The organism is Paenibacillus sp. SZ31, assembly GCF_012912005.1.
Lineage (GTDB): Bacteria > Bacillota > Bacilli > Paenibacillales > Paenibacillaceae > Paenibacillus.
In genome coordinates this window covers 16,211-40,254 of the sequence record NZ_JABBEA010000019.1, presented here as the reverse complement: position 1 = coordinate 40,254, position 24,044 = coordinate 16,211, and the positions used below count along the sequence as shown (strand labels likewise).

20 protein-coding genes are annotated in these 24,044 nt (G+C 47.6%); 13 read left to right on the top strand and 7 right to left on the bottom strand.

Annotated features, from left to right (window positions below; genetic code table 11):
- Positions 1-15 precede the first annotated feature (15 nt).
- The 8 genes from HF638_RS25170 (at position 16) to HF638_RS25135 (ending at position 10,425) form a co-directional block, all read left to right on the top strand.
- Positions 16-1,338, top strand: a complete 1,323-nt coding sequence (locus tag HF638_RS25170; protein ID WP_169482739.1) for an SGNH/GDSL hydrolase family protein — start codon at positions 16-18, stop codon at positions 1,336-1,338.
- A 250-nt stretch (positions 1,339-1,588) separates the two neighbouring features.
- Positions 1,589-3,376, top strand: a complete 1,788-nt coding sequence (locus HF638_RS25165) for a sensor histidine kinase (protein ID WP_169482738.1) — start codon at positions 1,589-1,591, stop codon at positions 3,374-3,376.
- Positions 3,351-4,904 (top strand): response regulator transcription factor, encoded by a 1,554-nt coding sequence (locus HF638_RS25160; protein WP_169482737.1) that lies wholly within the window; start codon positions 3,351-3,353, stop codon positions 4,902-4,904. The genes HF638_RS25165 and HF638_RS25160 overlap by 26 nt, the downstream gene beginning before the upstream one ends.
- 221 nt (positions 4,905-5,125) lie before the next feature.
- Positions 5,126-6,409: an ABC transporter substrate-binding protein gene (locus HF638_RS25155; RefSeq protein ID WP_169482736.1), complete on the top strand. Its 1,284-nt coding sequence runs from the start codon at positions 5,126-5,128 to the stop codon at positions 6,407-6,409.
- A gap of 141 nt (positions 6,410-6,550) precedes the next feature.
- Entirely contained in the window at positions 6,551-7,453 is a 903-nt protein-coding gene (locus HF638_RS25150) for a carbohydrate ABC transporter permease (RefSeq protein ID WP_169482735.1), read from the top strand.
- A gap of 2 nt (positions 7,454-7,455) precedes the next feature.
- Complete coding sequence (locus HF638_RS25145) at positions 7,456-8,295, top strand: carbohydrate ABC transporter permease (protein ID WP_169482734.1); 840 nt, start codon at positions 7,456-7,458, stop codon at positions 8,293-8,295.
- A 105-nt stretch (positions 8,296-8,400) separates the two neighbouring features.
- The gene (locus HF638_RS25140; protein WP_481856177.1) at positions 8,401-9,609 is read left to right on the top strand and encodes a rhamnogalacturonan acetylesterase; all 1,209 of its coding nucleotides are present in this window, start codon (positions 8,401-8,403) and stop codon (positions 9,607-9,609) included.
- Positions 9,610-10,008: 399 nt separating this feature from the next.
- Positions 10,009-10,425: a sensory rhodopsin transducer gene (locus HF638_RS25135; RefSeq protein ID WP_169482732.1), complete on the top strand. Its 417-nt coding sequence runs from the start codon at positions 10,009-10,011 to the stop codon at positions 10,423-10,425.
- A 91-nt stretch (positions 10,426-10,516) separates the two neighbouring features.
- Here HF638_RS25135 and HF638_RS25130 read toward each other — a convergent pair whose 3' ends face one another.
- The 4 genes from HF638_RS25130 to HF638_RS25115 form a co-directional block, all read right to left on the bottom strand.
- Positions 10,517-11,674 carry a Ger(x)C family spore germination protein gene (locus HF638_RS25130; protein WP_169482731.1) on the bottom strand — a complete coding sequence of 386 codons (1,158 nt, stop codon included), beginning with the start codon at positions 11,672-11,674 and terminating at the stop codon, positions 10,517-10,519.
- Entirely contained in the window at positions 11,671-13,140 is a 1,470-nt protein-coding gene (locus HF638_RS25125) for a spore germination protein (RefSeq protein ID WP_169482730.1), read from the bottom strand. Before HF638_RS25125 ends, HF638_RS25130 begins: the two co-directional genes overlap by 4 nt.
- On the bottom strand, positions 13,121-14,227 hold the full coding sequence (locus tag HF638_RS25120; protein ID WP_169482729.1) for a GerAB/ArcD/ProY family transporter: 1,107 nt from the start codon (positions 14,225-14,227) through the stop codon (positions 13,121-13,123). Before HF638_RS25120 ends, HF638_RS25125 begins: the two co-directional genes overlap by 20 nt.
- A gap of 180 nt (positions 14,228-14,407) precedes the next feature.
- A complete protein-coding gene (locus HF638_RS25115) occupies positions 14,408-15,343 on the bottom strand; it encodes a DMT family transporter (protein WP_169482728.1) in 936 nt (311 codons plus the stop codon).
- A 160-nt stretch (positions 15,344-15,503) separates the two neighbouring features.
- On the opposite strand from HF638_RS25115, the gene HF638_RS25110 reads away from it, so the two are divergent.
- Entirely contained in the window at positions 15,504-16,898 is a 1,395-nt protein-coding gene (locus HF638_RS25110) for an aminotransferase-like domain-containing protein (RefSeq protein WP_169482727.1), read from the top strand.
- A 137-nt stretch (positions 16,899-17,035) separates the two neighbouring features.
- On the opposite strand, the gene HF638_RS25105 is transcribed toward HF638_RS25110, so the two are convergent.
- Both HF638_RS25105 and HF638_RS25100 read right to left on the bottom strand, forming a co-directional pair.
- Positions 17,036-18,355 carry a glutamate-1-semialdehyde 2,1-aminomutase gene (locus HF638_RS25105; protein WP_169482726.1) on the bottom strand — a complete coding sequence of 440 codons (1,320 nt, stop codon included), beginning with the start codon at positions 18,353-18,355 and terminating at the stop codon, positions 17,036-17,038.
- 131 nt (positions 18,356-18,486) lie between these two features.
- Positions 18,487-19,530, bottom strand: coding sequence for an LCP family protein (locus HF638_RS25100; RefSeq protein ID WP_169482725.1), 1,044 nt, complete (start codon positions 19,528-19,530; stop codon positions 18,487-18,489).
- A 128-nt stretch (positions 19,531-19,658) separates the two neighbouring features.
- Here HF638_RS25100 and HF638_RS25095 point away from each other — a divergent pair, with 128 nt between their 5' ends.
- Genes HF638_RS25095 through bcp form a run of 4 tightly spaced genes read left to right on the top strand, consistent with a single transcriptional unit; the run spans position 19,659 to position 22,802 of the window.
- On the top strand, positions 19,659-20,705 hold the full coding sequence (locus HF638_RS25095) for an ABC transporter ATP-binding protein (protein WP_062837593.1): 1,047 nt from the start codon (positions 19,659-19,661) through the stop codon (positions 20,703-20,705).
- A 1-nt stretch (position 20,706) separates the two neighbouring features.
- Positions 20,707-21,501, top strand: coding sequence for an ABC transporter permease (locus HF638_RS25090; protein ID WP_036614077.1), 795 nt, complete (start codon positions 20,707-20,709; stop codon positions 21,499-21,501).
- Between the two features lie 5 nt (positions 21,502-21,506).
- The gene (locus HF638_RS25085) at positions 21,507-22,292 is read left to right on the top strand and encodes an ABC transporter permease (RefSeq protein ID WP_076333833.1); all 786 of its coding nucleotides are present in this window, start codon (positions 21,507-21,509) and stop codon (positions 22,290-22,292) included.
- Between the two features lie 45 nt (positions 22,293-22,337).
- The gene (gene bcp / locus HF638_RS25080) at positions 22,338-22,802 is read left to right on the top strand and encodes a thioredoxin-dependent thiol peroxidase (protein WP_169482724.1); all 465 of its coding nucleotides are present in this window, start codon (positions 22,338-22,340) and stop codon (positions 22,800-22,802) included.
- 90 nt (positions 22,803-22,892) lie between these two features.
- Here bcp and HF638_RS25075 read toward each other — a convergent pair whose 3' ends face one another.
- Positions 22,893-24,002, bottom strand: coding sequence for a GerAB/ArcD/ProY family transporter (locus tag HF638_RS25075; RefSeq protein WP_169482723.1), 1,110 nt, complete (start codon positions 24,000-24,002; stop codon positions 22,893-22,895).
- Positions 24,003-24,044 lie beyond the last annotated feature (42 nt).

Below are 24,044 nucleotides of genomic sequence, written 5' to 3'. Positions count from 1 at the left end.
GGAGTGTTACCCCGAATGAAGCGTAAACGTATATGGGAAAATACAGCTGCAGGTTTAACGGCCAGCATGCTGGCAGGAATGCTGCTCTTCACATCATCTGCATTGCCTGCACATGCTGCAGACGTTAAGACTGGCGGATTGCCTGCGGGTACTAACGAGGCATCACTGACTGCCAAGAAAGATGCCGTTGCCGTAACGAAGGAGTTCCGCATCGTTACATTGGGAGACTCTATTACCGTAGGTTATGAGCCCAACACAAAAGAGCTGCCTTATGGTTATGTAGAGCGTTTGCAGGAGCAGGGATTGCTGCATGGACGTACACAGGTGGACAACTATGGGATTGCTGGATTGAAAACCAGTGGCCTGAAAAACTTCACCACTGCAATTAAGGATGGCAACACACTAACATCTGAAGCCATTCAACCAAGTCTTCCCGATCCAAGAGCGGGACAGATTGGAGCCAATACAGATGCAATTCGCGAGAGTATAGCGCAGGCGAATCTGGTTGCAATCACCATTGGGGGGAATGATGTATCGGAGTTGCTCGGTACAGCAGACAAACTGAGTGATCAGGAGCTCCAAGAGAAAGTAAAAGAATTACTCGCAACCTACACAGCCAATATCAGTGCAACGATTAATGATATCCATGAGATTAACCCGACAGCTAAAATTGTCATCGCTGACCAGTATCAACCGATGCCAGAAGTAGCGGGCAAGGCCCTCTATGCCAAACTTATGGAGGCATCCCAAGGTTTCACACAGACTATTGATGGTATTGCAGCACAATTCACTGCTCAGGGTACCGATGTCAAAGTCGCACACGTGGCTAAGGAATTTGTTGGCGGCGAAGGCACCATGACACATATGATCAAAAATCGTGATTTCCACCCGAATCAATTCGGATATGCAGCCATTGCCGAAGTATTTGCCAAAACGATCTGGGGCGACTACACCAAGCTGACTGCACCTGCGATAGGTGAGCCGATGAACATTATTGTGAGTGGCAAAACATTGAATACACCGTACAAACCGATTATCCGTAACGGCAAAAACTTTGTGGCGATCCAGGACATCGTGAACGCGGTCGGTGCTACTACCGTGTGGGATAACAAAACTTCAACCGCAACGATTACATACGGAGACCGTAAGGTAGCCGTGACGATTGGTGCCAATGCGGTGAAGGTCAACGGAGCATCCGTTACTGTGGATACACCTGCCTTCCTGAACAAGGTAGGCAAAGAGTCCAAAACATATGTACCGCTTGCGATGGTAGCTGAAGGTCTTGGCTTTGACGTGCAGTATGTAGCGAAGCTGAAAACGGTTTTTGTTAATCCGTAAAATGCATTTCGTGCTCTAACATAATATGTTATTCATTAGCCAGAATTCCTTGATCTGTTCAAGGCGTTCTGGCTATTTTACGTTCTATGAGAGTTCCTTACATAGGTGTATACCTTCTCTAATGACCTCAAATGTTGCATAAATATATCTTGTCAGATGACCATGGATGTGTAAATATGAAAATAACTGACAATAAAACCACTAACCCATAGCACGATAGCACCCTTCGCAAGCCAAAGGAGCGCTTAGGATGAGTAAAATTAAGAACGCTTTCACAACACTGCCGATTCATCACAAAACGATTCTTCTCATCGGACTGTTGATGCTAATCAGCTTTACGTTTTATGCGTCCGTACTCCGATATGTGTTCAGTATCTACGACCGCCAGATTTATGAGAAATCCTCACAGGTCCTTAATATGTCTTCGGTAGGTATTGAGAATCAACTGCGTGAAATTTCCAATCTCTCCTTCAAGGTGATGTCGGACGAGCCGCTGCAACAATATCTGCTCCAACTGAAAAAGGTCGAAACGGGTTATGAGAAAAATGGATTACGCAAAAAGATTACCAACAGGCTAGTCGCTTACGCGGGTTCCGAAAAATACGTCTATTCCATGCTATTTATCGATAATGATAATAACGTTATGGCCGCAGGAAATCGGGAGGGAATTTCGGAGTCGAAGCAGAAGGAACTGGTTGCACTGGGACAGCAATACTCGGGCTCCAATGCCTGGCATACCAGTGGGGATAAACAGTCCCGACTTTTGTCCGTCCGACAGGTGAAATCCTTTATTGGCGGAGCGTTTACATTGGAAGACCTCGGGACATTGATCATCCGCGTACGTCTGGACCGAATTGTACAGGATCAGATGCAAGAACCAGCCGAGGACTCTCAACTACTGATTACGGATGGAAAAGAAGTGATCTACCCAACAGAATCAACAGTCAGTGAAGCTGAGATTGAGTCTGAATTGAAGCGCACCCAGCCCTACGGAATTGCGATGTTGGAGCAGGGAAGGCACTTTGTTGCCCGGGCCCATTCTTCCTATTCGGATTGGACTTATTTGTACACAACCCCGTTTGACCAGATGTTCAAACAGGTCCAATTTGTCAAACAGTTGGTCACGGTCATCTTTATCATGATTTTTCTCGCAGCGCTTATTATTGGAGCGAGATTCTCTCGCAGCATTACCCACCCGATTGCACAGTTGATCAAAAAGATGCGTAATATCGAAAAAGGTGATCTGGATAAACTGGAGGAGGCAGCCCTTGGCAATGTTCCGATATCTCCACAGAATGAGGTCGGACTGCTACATCGCACATTCAAGATGATGCTTCAACGGATACGTGAATTAATTGATGAGAATTATGCGAAGCAATTGGTGATTCGTGAGACCGAATTGAAAGCGCTTCAGGCGCAGATTAATCCTCATTTTCTGTACAACACGCTTGAATCCATTAACTGGCTAGCCAAAGTACAGAAGCAACGACAGATCTCGGAAATGGTTGAGGCGCTTGGATTCCTGCTGCGCAGTTCTGTGAATATGACCGAGAAGTGGATCACGCTGGAAAGAGAGCTGGATATTGTCCGCAGTTACGTGACGATTCAGCGCACTCGTTTTGAGGAAAGACTGGATTTCGACATGGAGATTGCCCCAGAGGTTGGGACGGCGCGAATTCCGAAGTTAACATTACAGCCTTTGGTGGAGAACGCCATACACTATGCACTCGAACCAAGCATTGACCCTTGCCGGATTCGGATCCGGGCGAGAGCAGATGGAGATAAGGTGATTATTGAAGTCGAGGACGATGGTCCGGGGATGACACCGGAATTCCTGGAACAACTACACGAAGGACGTATTCAGACAAGAGGACAGGGCATTGGGTTATCTAACATCCAGGAACGAATCAGACTGACCTTCGGTGATGAAGGTGGAATGGTGATGAGCAGCAAGCCCGGATCAGGAACTGTAGTATCGATCAGCATACCTTGGATTAGAGAGGACGATGACGATGTACAAAGTGATGCTCGTAGATGATGAACGTGTCATTCTGGAAGGGATTTCTCAAGTGGTCGATTGGGCCGCGGCAGGTACGGAATTGGTGGGCACGGCGAGGAATGGAATTGAAGCATTGGACAAAATCGGGCAGTCGAGACCCGATATTATCATTACGGATATTTCCATGCCGGGCCTGGATGGTCTCGGGCTCATAGAGAAGGCATCCGAAGCATATCCGGGTGTACGCTTCATTATGTTATCCGGCTATAAAGAGTTCGAATATGCCCGCAGAGCGATGCAATATGGTGTGAAGCATTATTTGCTCAAGCCTTGTAACGAGAATCAGATCCATGATGCACTGACTGAACTGTTGCAGGAGCATCAGGATGCTCAGGTGAAAGAGCATGTTGCTGGTGAGATGAAACAGCGGCTGCAACGGGTGCTTCCGCATGTGAAGGAGCAGTTTCTGCTGGAGTTCATGACCAACCGAACCTATGGTCCGGTTGATCTGGAGTATTATCAGGAGCTGTTCGATCTGGAGCTTGAAGAGAACGCGGTTCGATTACTGCTGTTCCGAATTGTGGATGAACATGATTACAGTCACTTATTTGCGATTAAAAATATTGCCAGCGACCTGCTCCCGCATGTACTGTTAAGCACAACCATTGAAGGCAAACTCCTGATTCTGCTGGCTGATTCAGCTGATTCGGCCGGACTGAAAGAAAGTATTGAAGAGGTTCGGGCTGCATTTACCAGACTATATAAATTGGAAGTGACCGCTGCGCTGAGTGAAGCAGATCGAATGATTCAGTCCCGGCGGTTGTTTCGTGAGGCGTTGCAGTATCTGAACCATCGCTTTTTTATCGGTGAAGGCAAGCTGATTACGAAGAATGATCTGATACTGGCCGGAGAATGCGATGGGGTGCATGTAGAACAGGATGCGGAGCAACTGTGTCAGTTGATCAAATCGGGCAATACCGAGGAAACAGCGGTAGAAGTGGATCGTCTGTTTGATCTATTATCGCGTCAGCAGCTGGAAATTGAGGTGACTCGCTCTTACGTAGTGCAGCTCTACTCGGCGATGGTTCATGTCTGTCCGCCTGAGGAGGCAACGGAATTCACCCAACGTATGGCAGAATTGCCTCATATCGATACGTTATCTGGTTTGAAGTCTTTTGTAGCAAGCAGTACAGCCCGATTAACGTCCGGTTATTACAAAAATCATATCAGTCGCCAGTCTTCTGCCGTGGAGAAGATGATGGATATCGTGGATCGTCATTATGGAGAGGCAGATCTCTCGCTCAATGGAGTCGCCCATCAGATGCTGTATATGAATCCAGATTATTTGGGCAAAATTTTCAAAAAAGTCACAGGCGAGAATTTCTCCAACTACGTGAATCGTCTGCGCATTGAACGCGCATGTGACCATATTCGCAGAGGCGGGGATGTGAAAGTATTCGAGCTTGCTGAATTGTTCGGATTCGGCGGGAATTCACAATATTTCAGTCAGGTGTTCAAAAAGTGGACTGGTATGACACCTACGGAATTCCGTAGGATAGGCATATAACAATGGACTACCAATCATGGGATTCATGTCTGAGGAGGACGAACAGCGCCGAGAGGGGGACTGTTGTCCTCCTCTGTTTTTTGAACCAACAAGACGGTTTTGTGTATTCAACTATGGTCGTACATTTGCGAAAATGACATTAACAAGTTTGTGAAAGCGTTATCAGTAACGGAGGGATAACTCGTTCACACAACCATATCAACATAAAAGGGGAGATTGACATGGTGAAAAAGGCAATATTCCTGATGATGGCTGCTTTGCTCGTGTTTACAGCGGCATGTAGCTCAGGTGGAGGAACTGAAGGAGCATCTGGAGATGACTCAGTTACCCTGCGGATCGCTTGGTGGGGCTCGGATGCAAGGCATGAATATACACAGAAGGTCATCGACCTGTACAAAACGAAAAACCCGAATGTCAAAATCGACGTTGAATATGCTTCATTTGATGACTACTGGAAAAAGCTCGCACCACAAGCAGCGGCAAATCAGTTGCCTGACATCGTTCAGATGGATATTTCCTACATCAGCCAATATGCACAGAATGGTCAGCTTGAGGATCTTGCACCATATCTGGGTAACCAGATCAAAGTGGACGATGTGTCCGAGAATGTTATCAGCACAGGTGTAATTAACGGTAAACAATACGGTGTACCTGCCGGTGTTAACGTTCTGGGCTTCCAGTATGATCCAGCGTTGCTTAAAACAGCAGGCGTGGATGCAATCCCTGACAATATGACTTGGGAATCGTACGAAGCACTGGGTAAACAAACCGCAGATAAAGGTCTGTATTTGGATGGAGGGATAGCTCCGGATATTTTCTTCCACTACTTCCTGCGTACCAAAGGATTGTCGCTTTACAATGCAGAAGGAACAGGTCTTGGCTATGATGATAATCAATTGTTTGTGGAGTTCTTCGGGCTCATGCGCCGCATGATCGAGCAGGGCGCAGCACCTACACCGGATGTAGCTAACCAAACCAAAGGCATTATTGAGGAATCGGATCTGGTGAAGGAAAAAGGAATTGGCGTATGGCAATGGTCCAACCAGTTCGTAGCCTTGCAACAAGTAGCGAACCGTCCACTCGAAATCGCTCCAATGCCAGGACCGGATATGGAAAAAGGACTTTATATGCAGCCAAGTATGTACTGGGGTGTGACGTCCAACTCCAAAGTGAAGGAAGAAGCAGCTAAATTCATCGATTTCTGGGTGAATGATGTGGAAGCCAACAAACTGATCAAAGGTGAGCGCGGTGTACCAATCTCAGGAGCAATCAAAGAAGCCATCGCACCTGAGCTGAGTGATGCAACGAAACAGGTCTTTGAATTCGTAGCAGCGATGGAGCCTAAGGCTTCACCAATGAGCCCTCCGCCACCGGTTGGTTCACCTGAAGTAATCTCTTCCCTGGCAGATGTGGTTGAAGAATTGAACTTTGGCAAAATTACACCCGAACAGGCAGCAGAAACTTTCCGCAAGAACGCCGAATCTGTACTTGCGAACAATAAATAACAGTTGAATGATAGCTTGCTCGTCCCACTGCAGGGATGGTCGGGAAAGGGGCTACTCGCTAATGCGAGGGCCTTTCCCCGTCCAGATAACCCGAAGCAAGGATTGAGGGAGCAAGCTGATCCATGAAGGAGGTTCGTTCCATTGAGGCAGTATTCATCGCTACGTAGAAACTTAACCGGATATGCGTTCATCAGCCCGTTTATTATTGGATTCCTGGGCTTCACGCTCATCCCCATGTTTGTTTCCCTGTATATGTCGTTCACGAGTTATAACTTGTTCACTTCTCCGCGGTGGATTGGGCTCGATAACTACACCAAAATGTTTTTTGATGACCCGAAATACTGGAATTCGGTCAGAGTGACGTTTCTGTATGTATTCATTGGGGTACCGTTAAGATTGATCTTTGCTCTCTTCGTAGCGATGGTCCTGAACACTGGCTCTCGTATGATTGGAACGTACCGGACACTGTACTACCTGCCATCCATTATCGGTGGTAGTGTGGCCGTATCCATTATGTGGCGTAACCTTTTCAGTAATGAGGGTGTTGTTAACAGCGCACTGACGGCAATCGGGATTGGGCCTATAAGCTGGTTTGGTGACCCAAATGCGTCCCTCGTTATGCTTATCTCTCTGTCTGTGTGGCAGTTCGGTTCGTCCATGCTGATCTTCCTCGCTGGTCTCAAAAATATCCCCACTGAGATGTACGAGGCAGCAGGTGTAGATGGTGCGAATCCTATTCGAAAATTTTTCAGCATTACCTTGCCGCTCCTTAGCCCGATCGTTCTATTCAATATGATTATGCAAACGATTGGTGCATTCATGACGTTCGTACCAGCCTACATTATCTCCAAAGGAGAAGGCGGTCCAATGGATGGTACGATGTTGTACTCCCTGTATCTGTTCCGTCAGGCATTTATGTTTAACAACATGGGTTATGCTTCGGCCATGGCCTGGATCATGCTTCTTATGATTGGTGGACTTACAGTAGCAGTATTCTTAACATCCAAGTACTGGGTGTTCTACGAATCTGAAGGAGGGAAGTAACGATGGTTTGGAGAAATGTAAAATGGCCCATTTATCACCTGTTCGTTGCAGCGCTTGCCCTCCTGATGTTGTATCCTGTACTCTGGATGCTCTTCAGTTCATTCAAGGAAAGCCGTACGATATTCGTCACTGCCGATACCCTGTTCCCTACCGAGTGGATTTGGAGTAACTATGTGGATGGTTGGAAAGGCACCGCTGGAAGACCGTTTATGGATTACATCACCAATTCACTTGTTATCGTAATTATTTCGACCATCGGTGCCGTGATATCGTCATCGCTGATCGCTTTCGGATTTGCCAGACTTAACTTCAAGGGACGTACATTCTGGTTCTCCTTGATGATGTTAACACTGATGTTGCCACATGACGTGGTATTGGTTCCTCAATACATTATCTTCACGAAGCTGGGCTGGCTAAATACGATTCTGCCAATCGTTGTCCCTACATTCTTCGGAATGCCTTTCTTTATCTTCCTGATGGTACAGTTCATTCGAACGATTCCGAAGGAGCTGGATGAGGCTGCGACCATCGACGGATGTAACAAATTCAGATTGTATATTCAGATTATTATGCCACTGATCAAGTCTTCTCTGGCGACTGCAGCCATCTTCTCCTTCTACTGGAGATGGGAGGATCTGCTCGGTCCGGTATTGTACCTGAATTCACCTGATAAATACACCGTGTCGATGGCGCTGAAAATGTTCCTAGATAGCGAATCTGCTTCCAACTGGGGCGCGATGTTCGCGATGTCCATCGTCAGTCTGGTTCCAGTTGTAGCGGTGTTCTTCATCTTCCAGAAACAGATTGTTCAAGGAATGAGCACCAGTGGATTGAAAGGATAAGTTGGATTCACTTCATCTTCATATCTTCGCCGGAATGAACGTTACGAAAGTTAAACAAGGAGGTTGTCGCTTTTGAATAAAGCTCAGGGTAGTCAGGCCGTTGCCATGGAGGCAGCGGCAGAGGGCCAGGCAGTGTCCGTGACCAGCTGGAAGTTTAACTTTGGACCGGACTCGGGAAGAGAAGAAGAGACAGGAGATTATCTGAATGTGGCAGCAACAACCACATATGAGGACCGTGGAGGGTATGGATTCGAAGCAGGTTCTCTGGTGTATGAAAAACAACGCATTAGTGATGACGATGTGTCGGATTCCACGAATCAAACTCATAGCAATCAGGGGCAGACGACCATGTCTGCCCGATTGCGTTCGAGCTTCTGTATTCCGCTCAAAGCATCTTTCATCGTAGATCTTCCCGATGGAACCTATCAGGTATTACTTGTTGCAGGTGATGAATTGGCCGAGACAGTGACCCGCGTGAAAGCTAGTGAGGGTAGGCTTGTACTGCCAACCATTCGTACACTTCCAGGGCAATGCGCAGAGCTTCGATTCTCAGTGGTTGTTCGCGGCGGCAGACTTCGTCTGTCATTTTCTGGTCCTGCACCAAGAATCAATGCGTTGGAGATCACCCTTGCGAATCAGACCATGACCGTATTTCTTGCCGGGGATTCTACCGTAACGGATCAGCCGGAAAGTGGGTATCCGTATTGTGGTTGGGGCCAGCTGTTGCCTGCACAGTTCAAACATGATGTTGCAGTGGATAATCACGCCCAGTCAGGGCGCAGTTCCCGCAGCTTTATTAACGAAGGCAGATTAAGCGCCATTCTGGAGCGAATCAAGCCTGAAGATTTTCTGTTTATTCAATTTGGACATAACGATGAGAAGCCGGACCCTGAACGTGGGACGGACCCATTCACAACATATAAGGAATATTTGAAAAAGTATATCGACGCTGCACGCGAAGCCAAGGCTCGTCCGGTGCTCATCACCCCGGTGCATCGTCGCTATTTTGCGGATGATGGCACATTGACCGATACGCACGGCGATTATATCATCGCCGTGCGTGAGCTGGCGCAAGAGGAAGATGTTCCACTGATCGATCTGGCTGAGCGTAGCCGTCTTCTGTTCGAGCAGGCAGGCGTGGAAGGCACCAAGGACGACTTTATGTGGGTGCTACCAGGCGAGTATGTGAACTTCCCGTCAGGCGTGGAGGATAACACACATTTTCAGGAACGCGGTGCCCGCCGCCTTGCCCAGCAGGTGGCAGAAGCCATCCGCGAGTTGCAATTGCAACCGTTGCAGATGTATCTGCGGTAGGTTCATGCCCTTAATTATTAAGCGAGTTAAACAAAGTAACGAGCGAAACAAAGTTGCCCAGCGAGTAGCGAAGGCAATAATCTTTTAAAAAAGAAAAGGCGAGCGTTGCAGCGGAGGAGGGCGGAATCGGGTAGAGGGAGCGAAGCGTCCGCCTTTGGAGTGGGATTTCCCCTGCTGAGGGGGAATGAATAGAAATCCCGAGCCAACAGCGGCCCACGGCCCGATCCGCCCGCCGAAGCGTCTGCCCCGCGAGCCCACGGATTTTTTAAGAGTTGGCCCCGCGAATGAGCCGAAGAAATCCCGAGCCAACAGCGGCCCACGGCCCGATCCGCCCGCCGAAGCGACCGCCCCGCGAGCCGCCCCCACGTTTTTAATTTAATTATTGGAGGATATACTCAAATGACATTGGACCCGACGAAACAAGGCACTTCAGCCCATCAGACGGCTTCAGCAGCTACAGGTCACACCTATTGGGTAATTCCGGATGGCTACATCCCACCGGAGAGTAGCGGAACGCTGGAGAGTCATGAGAGCATCTGTGTATTAAACACAGGTACAACGGATGCGGAGCTGCACATCACAATCTATTTTGAAGACAGAGATCCACTTGAAGATATCGTTGCTGAAGTGCCAGCAAGAAGAACAAAACACATTCGTACCGCATCGCTCCGATCGGGAGAGCAGTCTATCCCGTCAGGCGTACCTTATGCCATCACTGTTTCGAGCAACATCCCTGTTATCATTCAGTACAGCCGCTTGGACACGACCCAGCCTGAATTGGCATTGATGAGTGTCATGGCGTATCCATTGGGATAACATGGCGACTGGGCATCAAAAGCAAGCCCAAAAAAAAGAAGACCCGTAATCTTGCATGTAATGCAGGTTTACGGGTCTTCTTTCATTACAATCACTTACTGTATTTATACGTGCTCGCATTAAGGATATCCACATGAACCTCCACTTTACCAAGCTTAAAACGCTCGAGGGGATCAGCACGTTGGGATACCTCTTGTTGCCATAAAGGCAGATTGTGGCGATAGAGGTGTTCCACCAGACCGTATGAATCGATCTTGCGTGACTTGGTTTTTTCGAACGTATCTCGGATTTGGGCTTCGATTTGTTTCTCTGCTTCCTGTTCCATGGCATGAGGAGACCGAGGAGCCCCATGATCTTCGGTGATGGAGCTTTTGACCGAGGTAACCAGATCGAATGTGATGCCATCTCCTTGTTTCCTCGCCTTGATTCTTGTCTTGGGATGACGAAGCATAAGGGTTAAATCAGGAGTTTTTCCACCATTCCCATATACGTATAGCGGGTACTGATGTACGCGCTCATAATTTACGTATCGTGTACCATCTGCGTCTGCTCCTGCAACTCTACCCTGACTTGTGCCTTTGGAAATGACATAAAACCCATCCATTCTAACAAGGGGTGGCGTTTTATCGCCGTTGAACCAGGTCTCGTTCCTCGTTGAAACCGAGGGTAAAAGAACGACGGAAGCCGGTTCCCGTAGTCCATCGAGAAGCTGATGGAGCCGGATAGGTTCGTACCCGGAATGTTGTTTGTATAGCCTCATGGGCTCAAATAACTCAATGGTCTGAGCGGATTGGTTCAACAATGCAGAGGGAGAGAGTATATCCGGAATATTATGCTCTGTAGCGTAGATCCAGGGTGTATATCTCAATTGGCCTGAATGAAGAAGTGTATTAAAGATATCCTCCAGTCGACCATCCAGTGCTTTTTTGGATAAGACAATAGCTTTAACATGAGTCCAGAGTGTTTGCTGCTGTGACGTTTCATACAAGTCGTTAATAGCCATGCTCAGAGTTGTACCTTCGCCACGTCCAGTCCAGATATCCCTTGTCTCCCGGGAAGTTGGCGTTTCCTGTTTTGCAATACTGGAAAAGTCAATCAGTTGGGCATAAGCAATGTACTGGTTGTCCACGTAATCTATTCCAATGGCCGTGATGAAGTTAATACTTTGCACCTCTTTGGAATCCCAGCACCCCGTTAGCAGGATCAAGCACCCCACAAGTAGGCCAATCATGGACGTGCATCTGGTCATGGCCCTTTTCTCCGACGAGTGGAATCTTGGGTGTGAAGTGCTTCTGGACGTTTGGTTCTTTTCATGGAAGGCGGCATGGATACGGCCTGAGTAAAGTCTCCGGGAATGTAGGGAGATACGGGAGCCAGATAGGATACGCCGTAACACTCTAAGGATACGAGGTGCACCAACAGGGCGAATAGTCCAATCATAAATCCGAATAATCCAAGAATGGAAGAGATAAGAAGCATCCCGATCCGGATATGGGCAGTAGCCCCGCTCAGCACGGTGTTCACGAGAATATAGCTGGAGATGACGGAGATCGCTACCGTGACAATGATGGTGGGAGACGTAATCCCGGCACGAATGGCTGCATCCCCAATGATAAGCCCGCCGACCACGCTGACGGTCTGGCCCAATGCACGGGGTAACCTGCGACCGGCTTCGTTAAATAGCTCGAACATAAAAATCATCAGAAATGCTTCCAGCGTCACCGGCATGGGTAGGCCCATCCGAGTACCCGCAATCGTAGCCAAGAGAGGCAGCGGGATCTGTTCCACATTGAAACTGGTCAGGCCGATATAGAAGGCAGGGAAGAAACAGGCAATCAGCAGTCCGGATATGCGTAAGATTCGTTCAAAGGTAACGATGAAAAAGGGTGTGCTTTCGTCTTCCGGAGATTTCAATTGATTGAAAAGTGTAGTTGGAGCGATTACCGCTACAGGAGAACCATCAATGAGAACGGCAAAACGTCCATTTAGCAAGGAATCAACGACAAAATCAGGACGCTCGGTATTATCTGTGAGCGGAAAGATACTCCGAACGCCTCCCATGACAGCCCTTTCCATGATCGAGGTACCCAGAATGCCATCAATCTCAATCTGATCCAGATTGTGTCGTGCTTCTTTCAGAATGTCTGGATTGATAATATCTTTTACATATAAAAGGCCAATAACAGTCTGGGTACGACCACCTTTGACATATTTCTCATAACACATCGAAGAGGTTTTCATTCGTTTACGAATAAGGGCAACGTTCGTGGTGAGTTCTTCGGTAAATCCATCACGCGGCCCTTTAACTGATGTCTCAATGGCTGATTCTTCTGGACTACGTCCCGGTATATCAGCGATATCCAGACTGCAGGACTGTACCCCATTGCCGAAAATGATCAGTAGTTGTCCACTAAAAATCAACAGATTAAGTTTCTTGGAATCCGTGAGATCCTCAATCGGATTTAAGGTTAATCCCAGTTCTTTGGGATGTGATTCCTCAATGATCAGGGAGTGCTGTTCCAGACGGGGAATAATAAATTGGTTAATTTGTTTACCGTCGACCAGACCATCGCAATAGAGCAAAATTACGGGTTGATCAGATTCATCTTTGACAGGAAAGGTCTGAATAACGACATCTGCACATGGATTGAACTGCTCTTTCAAAGAGGCAAGCAGTGTTTCATGGGACGTGGTGTCAATCGCTTGATGCTCCATGATGTTTCCTCCTCTGATGGCGTGAATGGATAAAGGCAACTGTTGTTGCGATAATCGCAAATCCGCTCAGATACACGAGATTGAACGGGAATATGTATTCGACCAGAACCTTTTCGAAGGTCATATCATCCAGAGGGAACAACATAGTTAGAATAAAGAAGACACCTAACGAGATACAACTGATGAGCCTTCTGGTAGAATTCTTAATATTCCATATTTCTACTACAATATACATAGCCAGACTGATTCGGGTGAACGAGCCTGCGAGCCACTGGTAGATGGAAAAGAAGTCGGTTTGAGCGATGTATTTGCCTAAGGAGGCAATACGCCATTCTTCAAAGGCGGGATATCGCATTTTGGCAGCCTCAAAAGGATCGAATTCCACAATCGCCCCAATGAGTGGGCCTACAGTCAGTCCCACAATAATGAGTGCGAGCAATAGATACTGCCATACACGTATACGTTTGGTGAGATGAGGCTGGATGTACCAGATGAACAGCAGTTCAAACATGCCTGAAAGACTGTAAACCATGCCTTTAAGAACGGGGTGCCAACCATGTTCAAGCAGAGGTAACAGACGACTGTAATCCTTGTATTGGGTATTCACGATAGCAACATAGAAGCCCAGCAGTACCACCAGTGGAAGGATCAATCCTGCCGTAAATGCCAGCGAGCGAATACCTTTATACGCAGCGTAGGCACAGAGCGACATCAAAGCAATGCTGGTTACCAATATTGGCGTTTCGGTCAAATAGTTTGTTTTGGCCCAAGTGGTGGTATCGTGCAGGGTAAAATAGATGACGCATAGAAAAAAGAGACTGTTCCCAACTCGAAAGAACAGGCCAATGGGCTTGCCGAGACGGGATGTCAGCCATTCATGTAGGGTTTGATGCTGGAGGAAACGAGAGACATAAGCGAGCATTAGCGCAAATACGAGAAATGGTCCGGCTGATAACAGGACGGAAATCCAAGAATCCCTTTTGGCCGCAGCCAAAAGGGCAGGAATAATCAGAACATGGCTGATCAAGCCAACGGACAACATGATCAACATCATAGCTTGTAAAAAAGAAGGCTGTGTTCGTTTCATGCTGAGGGGTCCCCTTTTCCCAGTAGACTGTCCTCAGCAGTGTTAACGGGATTGGAGCGCTTCATACCGTCAGTCGAAATAACGAATACCCATGGCTTCTCTTACCTGTAGCATCGTTTCCCGAGCCGCTTTCCTGGCCTGTCGTGTCCCCTCAATAAGAATTTCTTTCAACTATCCGTATCACGCTTTGATCCCACTGACCAGCCTGTGTTTGCGGCCGCTCATATTGGTGCCAAGTACACCGGCGATGATCAGTAATGCTCCGATAAAGTGATAGCCACTAACAGGTTCGTTCAGTATCCATGCGCCCCCTACGATGGAGATGAGTGTGGACAGATTGCTGAATACACTCATTTGAGAAGCCTCCAAATGGGTCAGGGCATAGCTAGCGAGCAGAGTGGAGATCATGGTGGAGAGGATCGCCAGATAAGCGAGTGCACCCAGATAGGATGCATCACCAAGTGGTTTGATGTAGTCCATCAGGGAACCACTGGACGCATGTCGGATCAGGGAAGCAGCGTTAAACACAATACAGCCAACCATCAGTGTGACCCATGTTAATTCCATCGGTTTATACTTCTGGGCTAATGGTCTCGCAAGCACACCATAACCTGCAAAACAAACTGTGGATAGCAGCAATAATGCAATGCCTTTCAGGTTACCCACTGACATGACACTTCCTTGCATCATGAAAATAAAAACCACTCCAGCGACAGACAGAAGCAGGAACAGCTTCTGCATCGTGGATGTGCGTTCCTTCAGGAAGAGTGAAGCGAGAACGAGTGTGAATACAGGAGCCATAGCCTGAATAATACCGGCTTCCGATGAGTTGGAAGATACGAGTCCAAAGGCTTGAAAGGCAAAAAATAAAACGGGAGACAGCAGCCCGAGTGGAATGATTCGCCACAGATCACGAAGGCTCAGTCGTATTTTGATCCAGCCAAAAATGACAGGAATGCTGACAACGATCAGCGACAGGGCGAATCGGTGGGCAAGCACATCAATCGGATGTGCAACAGTGACGGTCATTTTAACAAATAGAAAGGATAGCCCTATAATAGCCGCGTACAGTATTGCTGCGATATAAGCGTATCCCCGAGAGTGGGTTGTGTTCATGAATGCTCCTCCAATACAGTAGTCATAGCGTTTTTATCTTTTATTATCCTGAAATATGTCAGGTTCGAGGCACATGCTGGCCTTATTCAATATACTGCCGGGTGCATCGTGCTACAATAGATAAAAGGTTGAACTGTATCGGTACAGTTGTTGGAGAGGGATGAGTACATTGAGAAAATACGAAGTGATTGCCGAAGCATTAAAGCAGTGGATTCAGGAACAGATGCAGCAGCAGGATCGGCGCCAGTGGGCAGATAAGGGCATTCGACTGCCAGCCGTTCGAGTTGTAGCAGAACAATATCAATGCAGTGTAAGTACGGCGATTCGTGCATATGAGTGGCTGGAGCAGCGGCATTTGGTGTATGCCATACCTCAATCTGGCTATTATGCTGTACAGAACGGGACAGGTGCTCAGGACATGGACTGGCAGGGAGCATTGGACTTCGCTTCGGCTGCTCCCGATCCAAGGGTGTTCCCTTATGCAGACTTTCGTCATTGTGTGGATCAGGCAATGGAGAAGAAGCAGGCAGAGTTATTCATGTATGGAACGGATCAGGGATTACCTTCGCTTATTCTGCTGTTGCAGAAGCAGTTTGCGGATTATCAGGTGTTTGCGAGAACGGAGCAGTTCTTTATCACATCAGGTGTGCAACAGGCACTGGCTGTACTTGCATTGATGCCTTTTCCCAATGGAAAGAGAAAAGTATTGGTGGAACTACCGACCTATCACAATATGCCCTCCCTGCTGAGTGGGTTGAATGTGCCGATTGCCGGTGTGAGACGTGCCCTGGATGGACTGGACTGGGCCTCGCTTGAACGTCAGTTTGCTGAGGGAGATATCAAGTTTTTTTATGTCATGCCGCGTTTTCACAATCCGATTGGCACTTCGTTAACTGTTGCTGAGAAGAAGAGACTAATCCGGCTAGCACAGCGGTACGATGTCTATCTGGTGGAGGACGATTATTTGGCCGATCTGGAGGACAACACGAAACAGGACCCGCTATGGTCTTATGATACGGAAGGTCGGGTCATCTATCTGAAGAGTTACTCCAAAATTTTGTTTCCAGGCTTACGCATTGGTGTAGCTGTTCTGCCCACACCTTTAATCCAGTCCTTTGGTGCGTACAAAAAAATGCTCGATATCGACACTTCCGTCCTGTCTCAAGCTGCTCTGGAAATCTATGTGCACAGCGGTATGTTTGCTCATCACAGGAAAGTGATCCGTAACCGGTATGCTACCCGGATGAACGCGGTGCATGAGCAACTGGACTCATATCCAGACTTTGCTCCGTTTATGGAGGCTCCTCGAACAGGAGGGGAGCATACCGTATTACCTTTGGCGGGTGATGTGCCGCTTCGTGTTCTGGTGTCCCGGCTCCAAAAGCGCGGAGTCATCGTTGATACGACTGAACGGTATTATCCGGAGGGAACATATCAGGCGAATCAGAATCAGATGCTGCGCTTGAACATCTCCAATGTGCCGAAGCAGCGAATCGAAGAAGGGATACAGAAGATCCGGGAGGAAATTTTGAAACTTCAGATCAGGCAGAGATAACGTGAAGAATCGCAGTGTTGTCCGTAAATAACAAAAGGCGTCCACACAAGTTAATCACTTGTTGGACGCCTTTTCCATGAGTTGCTATCCATCAATCATACAGCTTGTACGCTACATGTGAATGAAATTAATCCGATTTATTCCTGAGCCATTGCCTTGAAGGAAGCTTCTGCGGCTTCCAAAGTAGCTTGAACATCCTCGTCTGTATGAGCCGTGGTCAGGAACCATGCTTCATATTTGGACGGAGCGAGGTTAATCCCACGGTCCAGCATGTGACGGAAGAAGGAAGCAAACAGCTCTCCATCCGTGTCTTGAGCATGATCGTAGTTCGTAACTGGGTGGTCACAGAAGTGGGTGGAGAATGCACCACGAATCCGGTTGATCGTTAGTGCAATCCCATGACGGTCAGCAGAAGCTTGCAGGCCTGCTGTCAGGTCGATAGCAAGACGTTCCATCTCTTCATATACACCCGCACCTTGCAGGACCTCCAGACAAGCGATACCAGCCGAGATGGATGCAGGGTTACCAGCCATCGTTCCCGCCTGATAAGCCGGGCCGAGCGGAGCAACCTGCTCCATAACGTGTTTACGGCCGCCGTACGCACCGATTGGCAGGCCGCCACCAATAATTTTACCAAGAGCCGTCAGATCCGGTTCAATCTCTGCATGATTATCGAGTCCGGCATACGTCTGTGTAGAACCGTAATGGAAACGGAAAGCCGTAATGACCTCGTCATAGATAACCAGTGCACCGTTAGCCCGTGTCATGGCACAGAGGCCTTCCAGGAAGCCAGGCTCCGGCATAACCATACCGAAGTTACCAACGATCGGTTCAACCATGACCGCGGCAACATCATCACCCCAGCGCTCCAAAGCATCTTTCAGGGCTTCCAGGTCATTGTAAGGCACAGTAATGACTTCTTGTGCAATACTGGCTGGAACTCCCGCACTGTCGGGAATTCCGAGCGTAGACGGGCCAGAACCGGCAGCAACAAGCACCAGATCCGAGTGGCCGTGGTAACATCCGGCGAATTTTACGATCTTGTTGCGCTTGGTGTAGGCACGAGCTACCCGAATTGTAGTCATAACCGCCTCTGTACCGGAGTTTACAAAACGAACTTTATCCATGGAAGGAATAGCTTCCTTCAGCATTTTGGCGAGCTTGATCTCAAGCTCTGTCGGGGTACCGTACAGCACGCCATTTGCTGCTGCTTCCGTAATGGCCTGCGTGATATGCGGGTGGGCATGTCCTGTAACAATCGGACCATAAGCGGCCAGATAATCAATATAACGGTTGTCATCGACATCCCAGAAGTGGGCGCCTTGGGCTTTTTTCATAAATACAGGTGCTCCACCACCAACGGCTTTGAACGAGCGTGAAGGGCTGTTAACACCCCCAACAATATGTTCGAGTGCTTCTGCGTATAAAAGTTCGGAACGGGAACGTGATGTATTCATAAGATAACTTCCTTTCGTAATTCAAAATATAATAAAATAACAAGCTACAGAAAGATATGATGATTTTCTCATAAAGATATAGCCGGGCACAACGAGAGGGCAGCGTAATGGCTGCCCTCTGCATGTTTACATTACTGAGCCGGTTGCTGTGACTTTTGATCGTCACCACTGGCTGTTTTATCTTCGGTGCTGGTCGTACTATCATCCGTTGTAGCAGGTGGATGAATAATATCCTGAATATGCTGCTTCAGCTTCTCTTCATTCGTAACCGTCAATACTTGTGCTCCGCCTGCTGTACGTTCTTCTTTCAACAGGTTCATTGGCGGAATTTGCTCACTGCCATTCATGCTGCTTTGGTATCCAAGTCCTCCGAGCTTCCACATATCGGAAAGCGTCAGATTCGTATCCACATACGGATTGACCTGTTCCAGAATGGCAGGTAGCTTGGCAATGGTAGTCGTTGACTGCATTTTCGCCGTTACAGCTTTCAGCAATTCACGCTGACGCTCGGAACGAGCGAAATCCGACATCGCATCATGACGGAAACGAACGTACATGAGCGCAGTCTCGCCATCCAGATGCTGATACCCTTTTTTGAGATCAATATCGTATTCATTATTGTCTGCTTTACTTGTATAGTGCATGTCCTTCTCCACATCAAAATCGACACCGCCAACGGCATCCACCAATTTGATGAATCCTTGGAAATCCGTATACACATAATACTGTACAGGAATGCCAAGCAGGTCACCGGCAGCTTGCATTGCTGCGTTAGGGCCATGGGTGATGGCAGTGTTGATCCGCTCCTTGCCATACCCGTCAATATCGACGTATGTGTCGCGCAGAATGGAGAACAGATTAATTTTTTTGGTAAGGGGGTCAAGCGATACGACCATCATGCTGTCGGAGCGGGGAACTTCGCCTTTTTTCAATCCACGTGCATCGACACCCATAACGAGAATATTTACTGTTTCTGTGCCTTCCCATTTTGGTGGGTCAGGAGTATTTACTTTCTCCACATTTTCGATACCTGCGAAGGGTGAATCGTCACCGTCCTTTGCCAAACCGTCCAACTGATTGAGAATAGAACCGAAATAGTATGCCGCTGCTCCTCCGATAATTAACACGAAGGCGGCAAGAGAAATCCAGATGGTTCTCTTCGTCTTTCTGGTCATGCTAGCTCTCCTTTGTATTTGAGATGAAATAAAAAACGAGTTCGGGTATTGCTGAATTTTGACTGATACCATTATAATTTCTTTTTGGGCTACAAGCAATTTCAACAAAATCCAAGTGAGGTATAATCATGCTGGCGATTGATGTCAAAGATTTGCGCAAGTCGTTTAGCGTCCAGAAAAGCCGAGGTGGGCTGAAGGGCGCATTCCAAGACCTGTTTGCACGTCAATACCAGGAGGTATTGGCTGTAAATGATATTTCATTTCAGATTCCGCAAGGCGAAATATGCGGATATATTGGGGAGAACGGTGCCGGTAAATCAACAACAATTAAGATGTTGACCGGCATTTTGGTGCCTACTTCAGGGCAAATATCGGTTGGTGGATATGTTCCGTATCAGGAACGAGAGAAGTTTGTACAGAATATTGGTGTTGTTTTTGGTCAGCGCAGTCAATTATGGTGGGATATTGGCGTTATCGAATCTTTCCATTTATTGCGCAAAGTATATCGTGTAGGAGAAGCCGATTTCCGCAAACGACTGGATGAACTGGTTGAGCGGCTGCAATTGCAGGACCTGTTAAGTCGTCCGGTACGGAAGCTCAGTCTCGGTCAGCGTATGCGCTGTGAGTTGGTGGCAGCCTTGTTGCATAACCCGAGTATTGTTTTCCTGGACGAGCCAACCATTGGCTTGGATATTGTCGTGAAGTCGGAGATTCGGGATTTCCTGAAAGACATGAACAAGGAGCATGGAACGACTATTTTGCTCACAACCCATGATTTGCAGGATATTGAGGCCTTGTGTTCCCGGGTCATCATGCTTGATGCAGGCAACATCATCTATGATGGAGGTCTGGATCATCTGAAGTCCCAATGGGGCAAAGAACGGGAAATCCGCTTCAAATTCGGTTCAGCGCACAACATTAGTCAGATGCAGGAATGGACTGCGGCATTGCCTGTACGTTGGACAGTTGAGAATGAATTGTCCGCATCCGTATGGATTCCGCTGGAACTGAACGTTTCGGATGTACTCGGACGTGTCGTTGGACAAGCTGATATTACCGATATTCAGATTATCGAGATCAACACGGATGAGATTGTGCGCAGTATATACCAATCCGGTTCCGCAGAGCGTCCCGAGATTGTGGGAGCAGGGAAAGAAGCGGTGGGTGTATCCTGAGATGAATAGTGCATTTATTGATTTTATGCGCATCCGTTTTCTAACGATGCTGGCATACCGGGTGAATTATTACTCCGGCATTTTGATATATACGCTGAATATCGGCGTGTATTACTTTACCTGGCAAGCCATTTACGGTAGCAGTGGTGAACTTGGCGGCTTCACGGCAGCGCAGATGACCACGTATATCGCCGTATCCTGGATGGCACGTGCTTTTTACTTTAACAACCTGGATCGGGAGATTGCCGCAGACATACGGGATGGCTCCATTGCGATTCAATTCATCAGGCCGATCAATTACGTTATGGTCAAAATGATGCAGGGTCTTGGCGAAGGCATTTTCCGCTTCCTGCTGCTCATGATTCCGGGGATGCTCATTGCCATTCTGCTATTCCCGGTTGAATTGCCTACGGCTCCATCGGCGTGGATTGGCTTTCTCGTCATGCTGTTCTTCAGTTTCCTCATTAATTCCCAGATTAATGTGATAACGGGACTGGCGGCATTCTTTGTGGAAAACAATGAAGGCATGATGCGTATGAAACGCGTCGTGGTGGATCTGTTCTCCGGTCTAATCATCCCGATCAGCCTGTATCCAGGCTGGATGTCCGCGGTGATGAAGGTATTGCCTTTTCAGGCCATTACGTATCTGCCCGGTTCCGTGTTCACTGGAAGAGTGGAAGGTACCGCCATCTGGAGTGTACTCGGTATTCAGGTGTTCTGGTTTGCCGTGTTACTGCTTCCGATGGTACTGATCTGGCGTAAGGCGCGCAAGCGTCTGTTCGTGCAAGGGGGATAACAGATATGTACTATATGGGTCTGATCTGGGAATATTTGAAGAACTACATGAAAACACGTCTTACGTACCGTGCCGACTTCTGGGTGGAGATCTTATCGGATCTGCTGTTCCAGGCGACCAACCTGATCTTTATCTTCGTGGTCTTCCGTCATACGGATAACCTGGGCGGCTGGAGTGAGAGTGAAGTTCTCTTTGTTTATGGATATTTTATGGTGCCATATGGGATATTTAGTTGCTTTATTAATCTGTGGGGATTCAGTGAGCGGTACATCGTCAAAGGCGAGATGGATCGGATCCTGACACGCCCTGCACATAATCTGTTCCAGATCTTGCTTGAAAATGTAGACCCGCCTGCACTCGTGGGCTCATTTATCGGCTTGATCATCATGATCTTCAGCGGAGCAGAGATGGGTCTGATGCTGGAATGGTGGCATATCCCTGCATTGATTATTTTGGCACTCAGCTCAGTCATGATCTATGCCGGCATCTATACCACATTGACTTCGTTGTCCTTTTACTCGGATGCGCCAACAGGTATTCTGCCGTTGATGTATAACATTCAAGGATACGGACGCTACCCGGTAACGATCTATAACCGTGCCATTCAGGTGTTGTTAACCTGGATCATTCCGTTTGCCTTCGTGGGGATCTATCCCGCAGCCTTATTCTTGGAAAGGTCCGAGATGCATCGCATGGCGCTGCTTACACCTGTGATGGGATTGGTGTTTGGTTCGATGGGCTTGCTTCTGTGGAATTATGGCGTGAAGCGGTATCGCGGAGCAGGTTCATAATAACGCCCTATAGCAATTCATGGGGGAGATTAAGGAGGAACTGACATGACGTTAAATATAGGCGAATTGGCACCGGATTTTGAGCTTCCGTCCAGTACGGGAGAATCGGTAAAGCTTTCGGATTACCGCGGACAGCGGGTACTGCTTTATTTTTACCCCAAGGATATGACTTCGTCCTGTACGCAACAGGCTTGTGATTTTCGGGATCGACATGCTGAATTTGAAGGGCTGAACACGGTCATTCTCGGAATCAGCACCGATCCGATGAAACAACATGACAAGTTTATTGCCAAGTATGGACTGCCGTTCACCTTGTTGTCGGATGAAGAGCACGTTGTAGCCGAGCAATATGGTGTATGGCAGCTGAAGAAAATGTATGGCAAAGAGTACATGGGGATGGTTCGCTCTACATTTCTAATTGATGAAGAGGGAACGTTGATCAAGGATTGGTCCAAAGTTCGGGTCAAAGGACATATCGAGGCTGCACTTGAAGCGCTGAAGGCCATATAGGCTACCCTGTAAAATATTCACCAATAATATAAAGGCTGTGCTCGCGGAAGTTGCCGTGAACACAGCCTTTTGCATATTCGGATTTTTCAATCAGAGGGAATTGTTTTGCTTCCTTTTGTTGGAACGAATGCGATGAACCAGCAGGAGGAACAGCGGGATAATGAAGCTGACGGTGATATCCCAGTCTACCCAAGCAGGCATGATCGTAGTGGTGTAGAAAATAACATTTGGAGCAATCAGGACACCGAGGGCGAATAATAACAGAGCCGAAGGCAGAATGAGAGGTTTATACGTCTTTAATCGAAATAATTGTGCTGTTCCCAGCACAAAGGCGAATAGATATAGCAGACTTTTGAAATAGGTAGATATTAACCAGGCGATAGCCATGAACGCTTCGATACGTTCGAAGAAATTACCTATATTAATTTTCTGCGAAAGGGCGTATGAGATATAGATGCTATGCTGCGTCAGTATAGGTCCCATCACCATGAGCGAAATGAGCAATAGCAAGCTTAACAGTAATCCTCCGAAGAAAGTAGCTAACAGAAAATCCCGCTTAAAATGAGGTCCTGAATTTACATATGGGAGAAACACGGAGAGAACGACAAGCTCGCCAAAGGAAGTAAACGCTGCGCGGATGATTGATTCCACAAGATGTATCCAGGGTGTGTTAAAGTACGGCTGCAGATTTGCGATTTCAGCTTGAGGCATGAGTCCCAAATAGAGAGAAATGATAAACAACAAAACGACAGGGGTCAACAGTTCGGAGCTTAACCCAATAGTCCGAAAACCATGAATAAGCCCCCAGGCAAGGGTGCAAATGATCATCAGAATAATGACCCGAATTGGGGTCTTTAGATAAATTTGGGTAGTCAAGAAGTCACCGACCTCACGGACACATATGGATGCACCTATGGCAAAATAAAATAGATAAGCAATTGAAAGCACGGAACCAGCCCATGTCCCGAGTATTTTTTTACAAATTTCAAAAAGACTCAACTGAGGATGTGTTCGATGGAGTTTGTACAGAATCCACATGATACCAACACCGATCGGCAGACTAACTAGAGAACAAAACCATGCGTCCTGCTTGCCTACTGCGGTAACGAGTGAAGGATAGATGAGAACCATATCTCCAACCATGACCAGGAAAGTGAGCAGGGTGAACTGCCGAATCGTGAGTTTTTCTTTCATCAACATGTTCTATACTCCTTCCCGTGGATTAATACTTTAGCATCTTTC

Bases quoted from the DNA above. Each gene is read 5' to 3' on its own strand.
- HF638_RS25120 (WP_169482729.1), bottom strand. From the start codon at position 14,227: ATGAAACGAACACAGCCTTCTTTTTTACAAGCTATGATGTTGATCATG.
- HF638_RS25140 (WP_481856177.1), top strand. From the start codon at position 8,401: ATGGAGGCAGCGGCAGAGGGCCAGGCAGTGTCCGTGACCAGCTGGAAG.
- HF638_RS25105 (WP_169482726.1), bottom strand. From the start codon at position 18,355: ATGAATACATCACGTTCCCGTTCCGAACTTTTATACGCAGAAGCACTC.
- HF638_RS25160 (WP_169482737.1), top strand. From the start codon at position 3,351: ATGTACAAAGTGATGCTCGTAGATGATGAACGTGTCATTCTGGAAGGG.
- HF638_RS25125 (WP_169482730.1), bottom strand. From the start codon at position 13,140: ATGGAGCATCAAGCGATTGACACCACGTCCCATGAAACACTGCTTGCC.
- HF638_RS25075 (WP_169482723.1), bottom strand. From the start codon at position 24,002: ATGTTGATGAAAGAAAAACTCACGATTCGGCAGTTCACCCTGCTCACT.
- HF638_RS25155 (WP_169482736.1), top strand. From the start codon at position 5,126: ATGGTGAAAAAGGCAATATTCCTGATGATGGCTGCTTTGCTCGTGTTT.
- HF638_RS25095 (WP_062837593.1), top strand. From the start codon at position 19,659: ATGCTGGCGATTGATGTCAAAGATTTGCGCAAGTCGTTTAGCGTCCAG.
- HF638_RS25110 (WP_169482727.1), top strand. From the start codon at position 15,504: ATGAGTACATTGAGAAAATACGAAGTGATTGCCGAAGCATTAAAGCAG.
- HF638_RS25090 (WP_036614077.1), top strand. From the start codon at position 20,707: ATGAATAGTGCATTTATTGATTTTATGCGCATCCGTTTTCTAACGATG.
- HF638_RS25085 (WP_076333833.1), top strand. From the start codon at position 21,507: ATGTACTATATGGGTCTGATCTGGGAATATTTGAAGAACTACATGAAA.
- HF638_RS25170 (WP_169482739.1), top strand. From the start codon at position 16: ATGAAGCGTAAACGTATATGGGAAAATACAGCTGCAGGTTTAACGGCC.
- HF638_RS25100 (WP_169482725.1), bottom strand. From the start codon at position 19,530: ATGACCAGAAAGACGAAGAGAACCATCTGGATTTCTCTTGCCGCCTTC.
- HF638_RS25165 (WP_169482738.1), top strand. From the start codon at position 1,589: ATGAGTAAAATTAAGAACGCTTTCACAACACTGCCGATTCATCACAAA.
- HF638_RS25130 (WP_169482731.1), bottom strand. From the start codon at position 11,674: ATGACCAGATGCACGTCCATGATTGGCCTACTTGTGGGGTGCTTGATC.
- HF638_RS25115 (WP_169482728.1), bottom strand. From the start codon at position 15,343: ATGAACACAACCCACTCTCGGGGATACGCTTATATCGCAGCAATACTG.
- HF638_RS25145 (WP_169482734.1), top strand. From the start codon at position 7,456: ATGGTTTGGAGAAATGTAAAATGGCCCATTTATCACCTGTTCGTTGCA.
- bcp (WP_169482724.1), top strand. From the start codon at position 22,338: ATGACGTTAAATATAGGCGAATTGGCACCGGATTTTGAGCTTCCGTCC.
- HF638_RS25135 (WP_169482732.1), top strand. From the start codon at position 10,009: ATGACATTGGACCCGACGAAACAAGGCACTTCAGCCCATCAGACGGCT.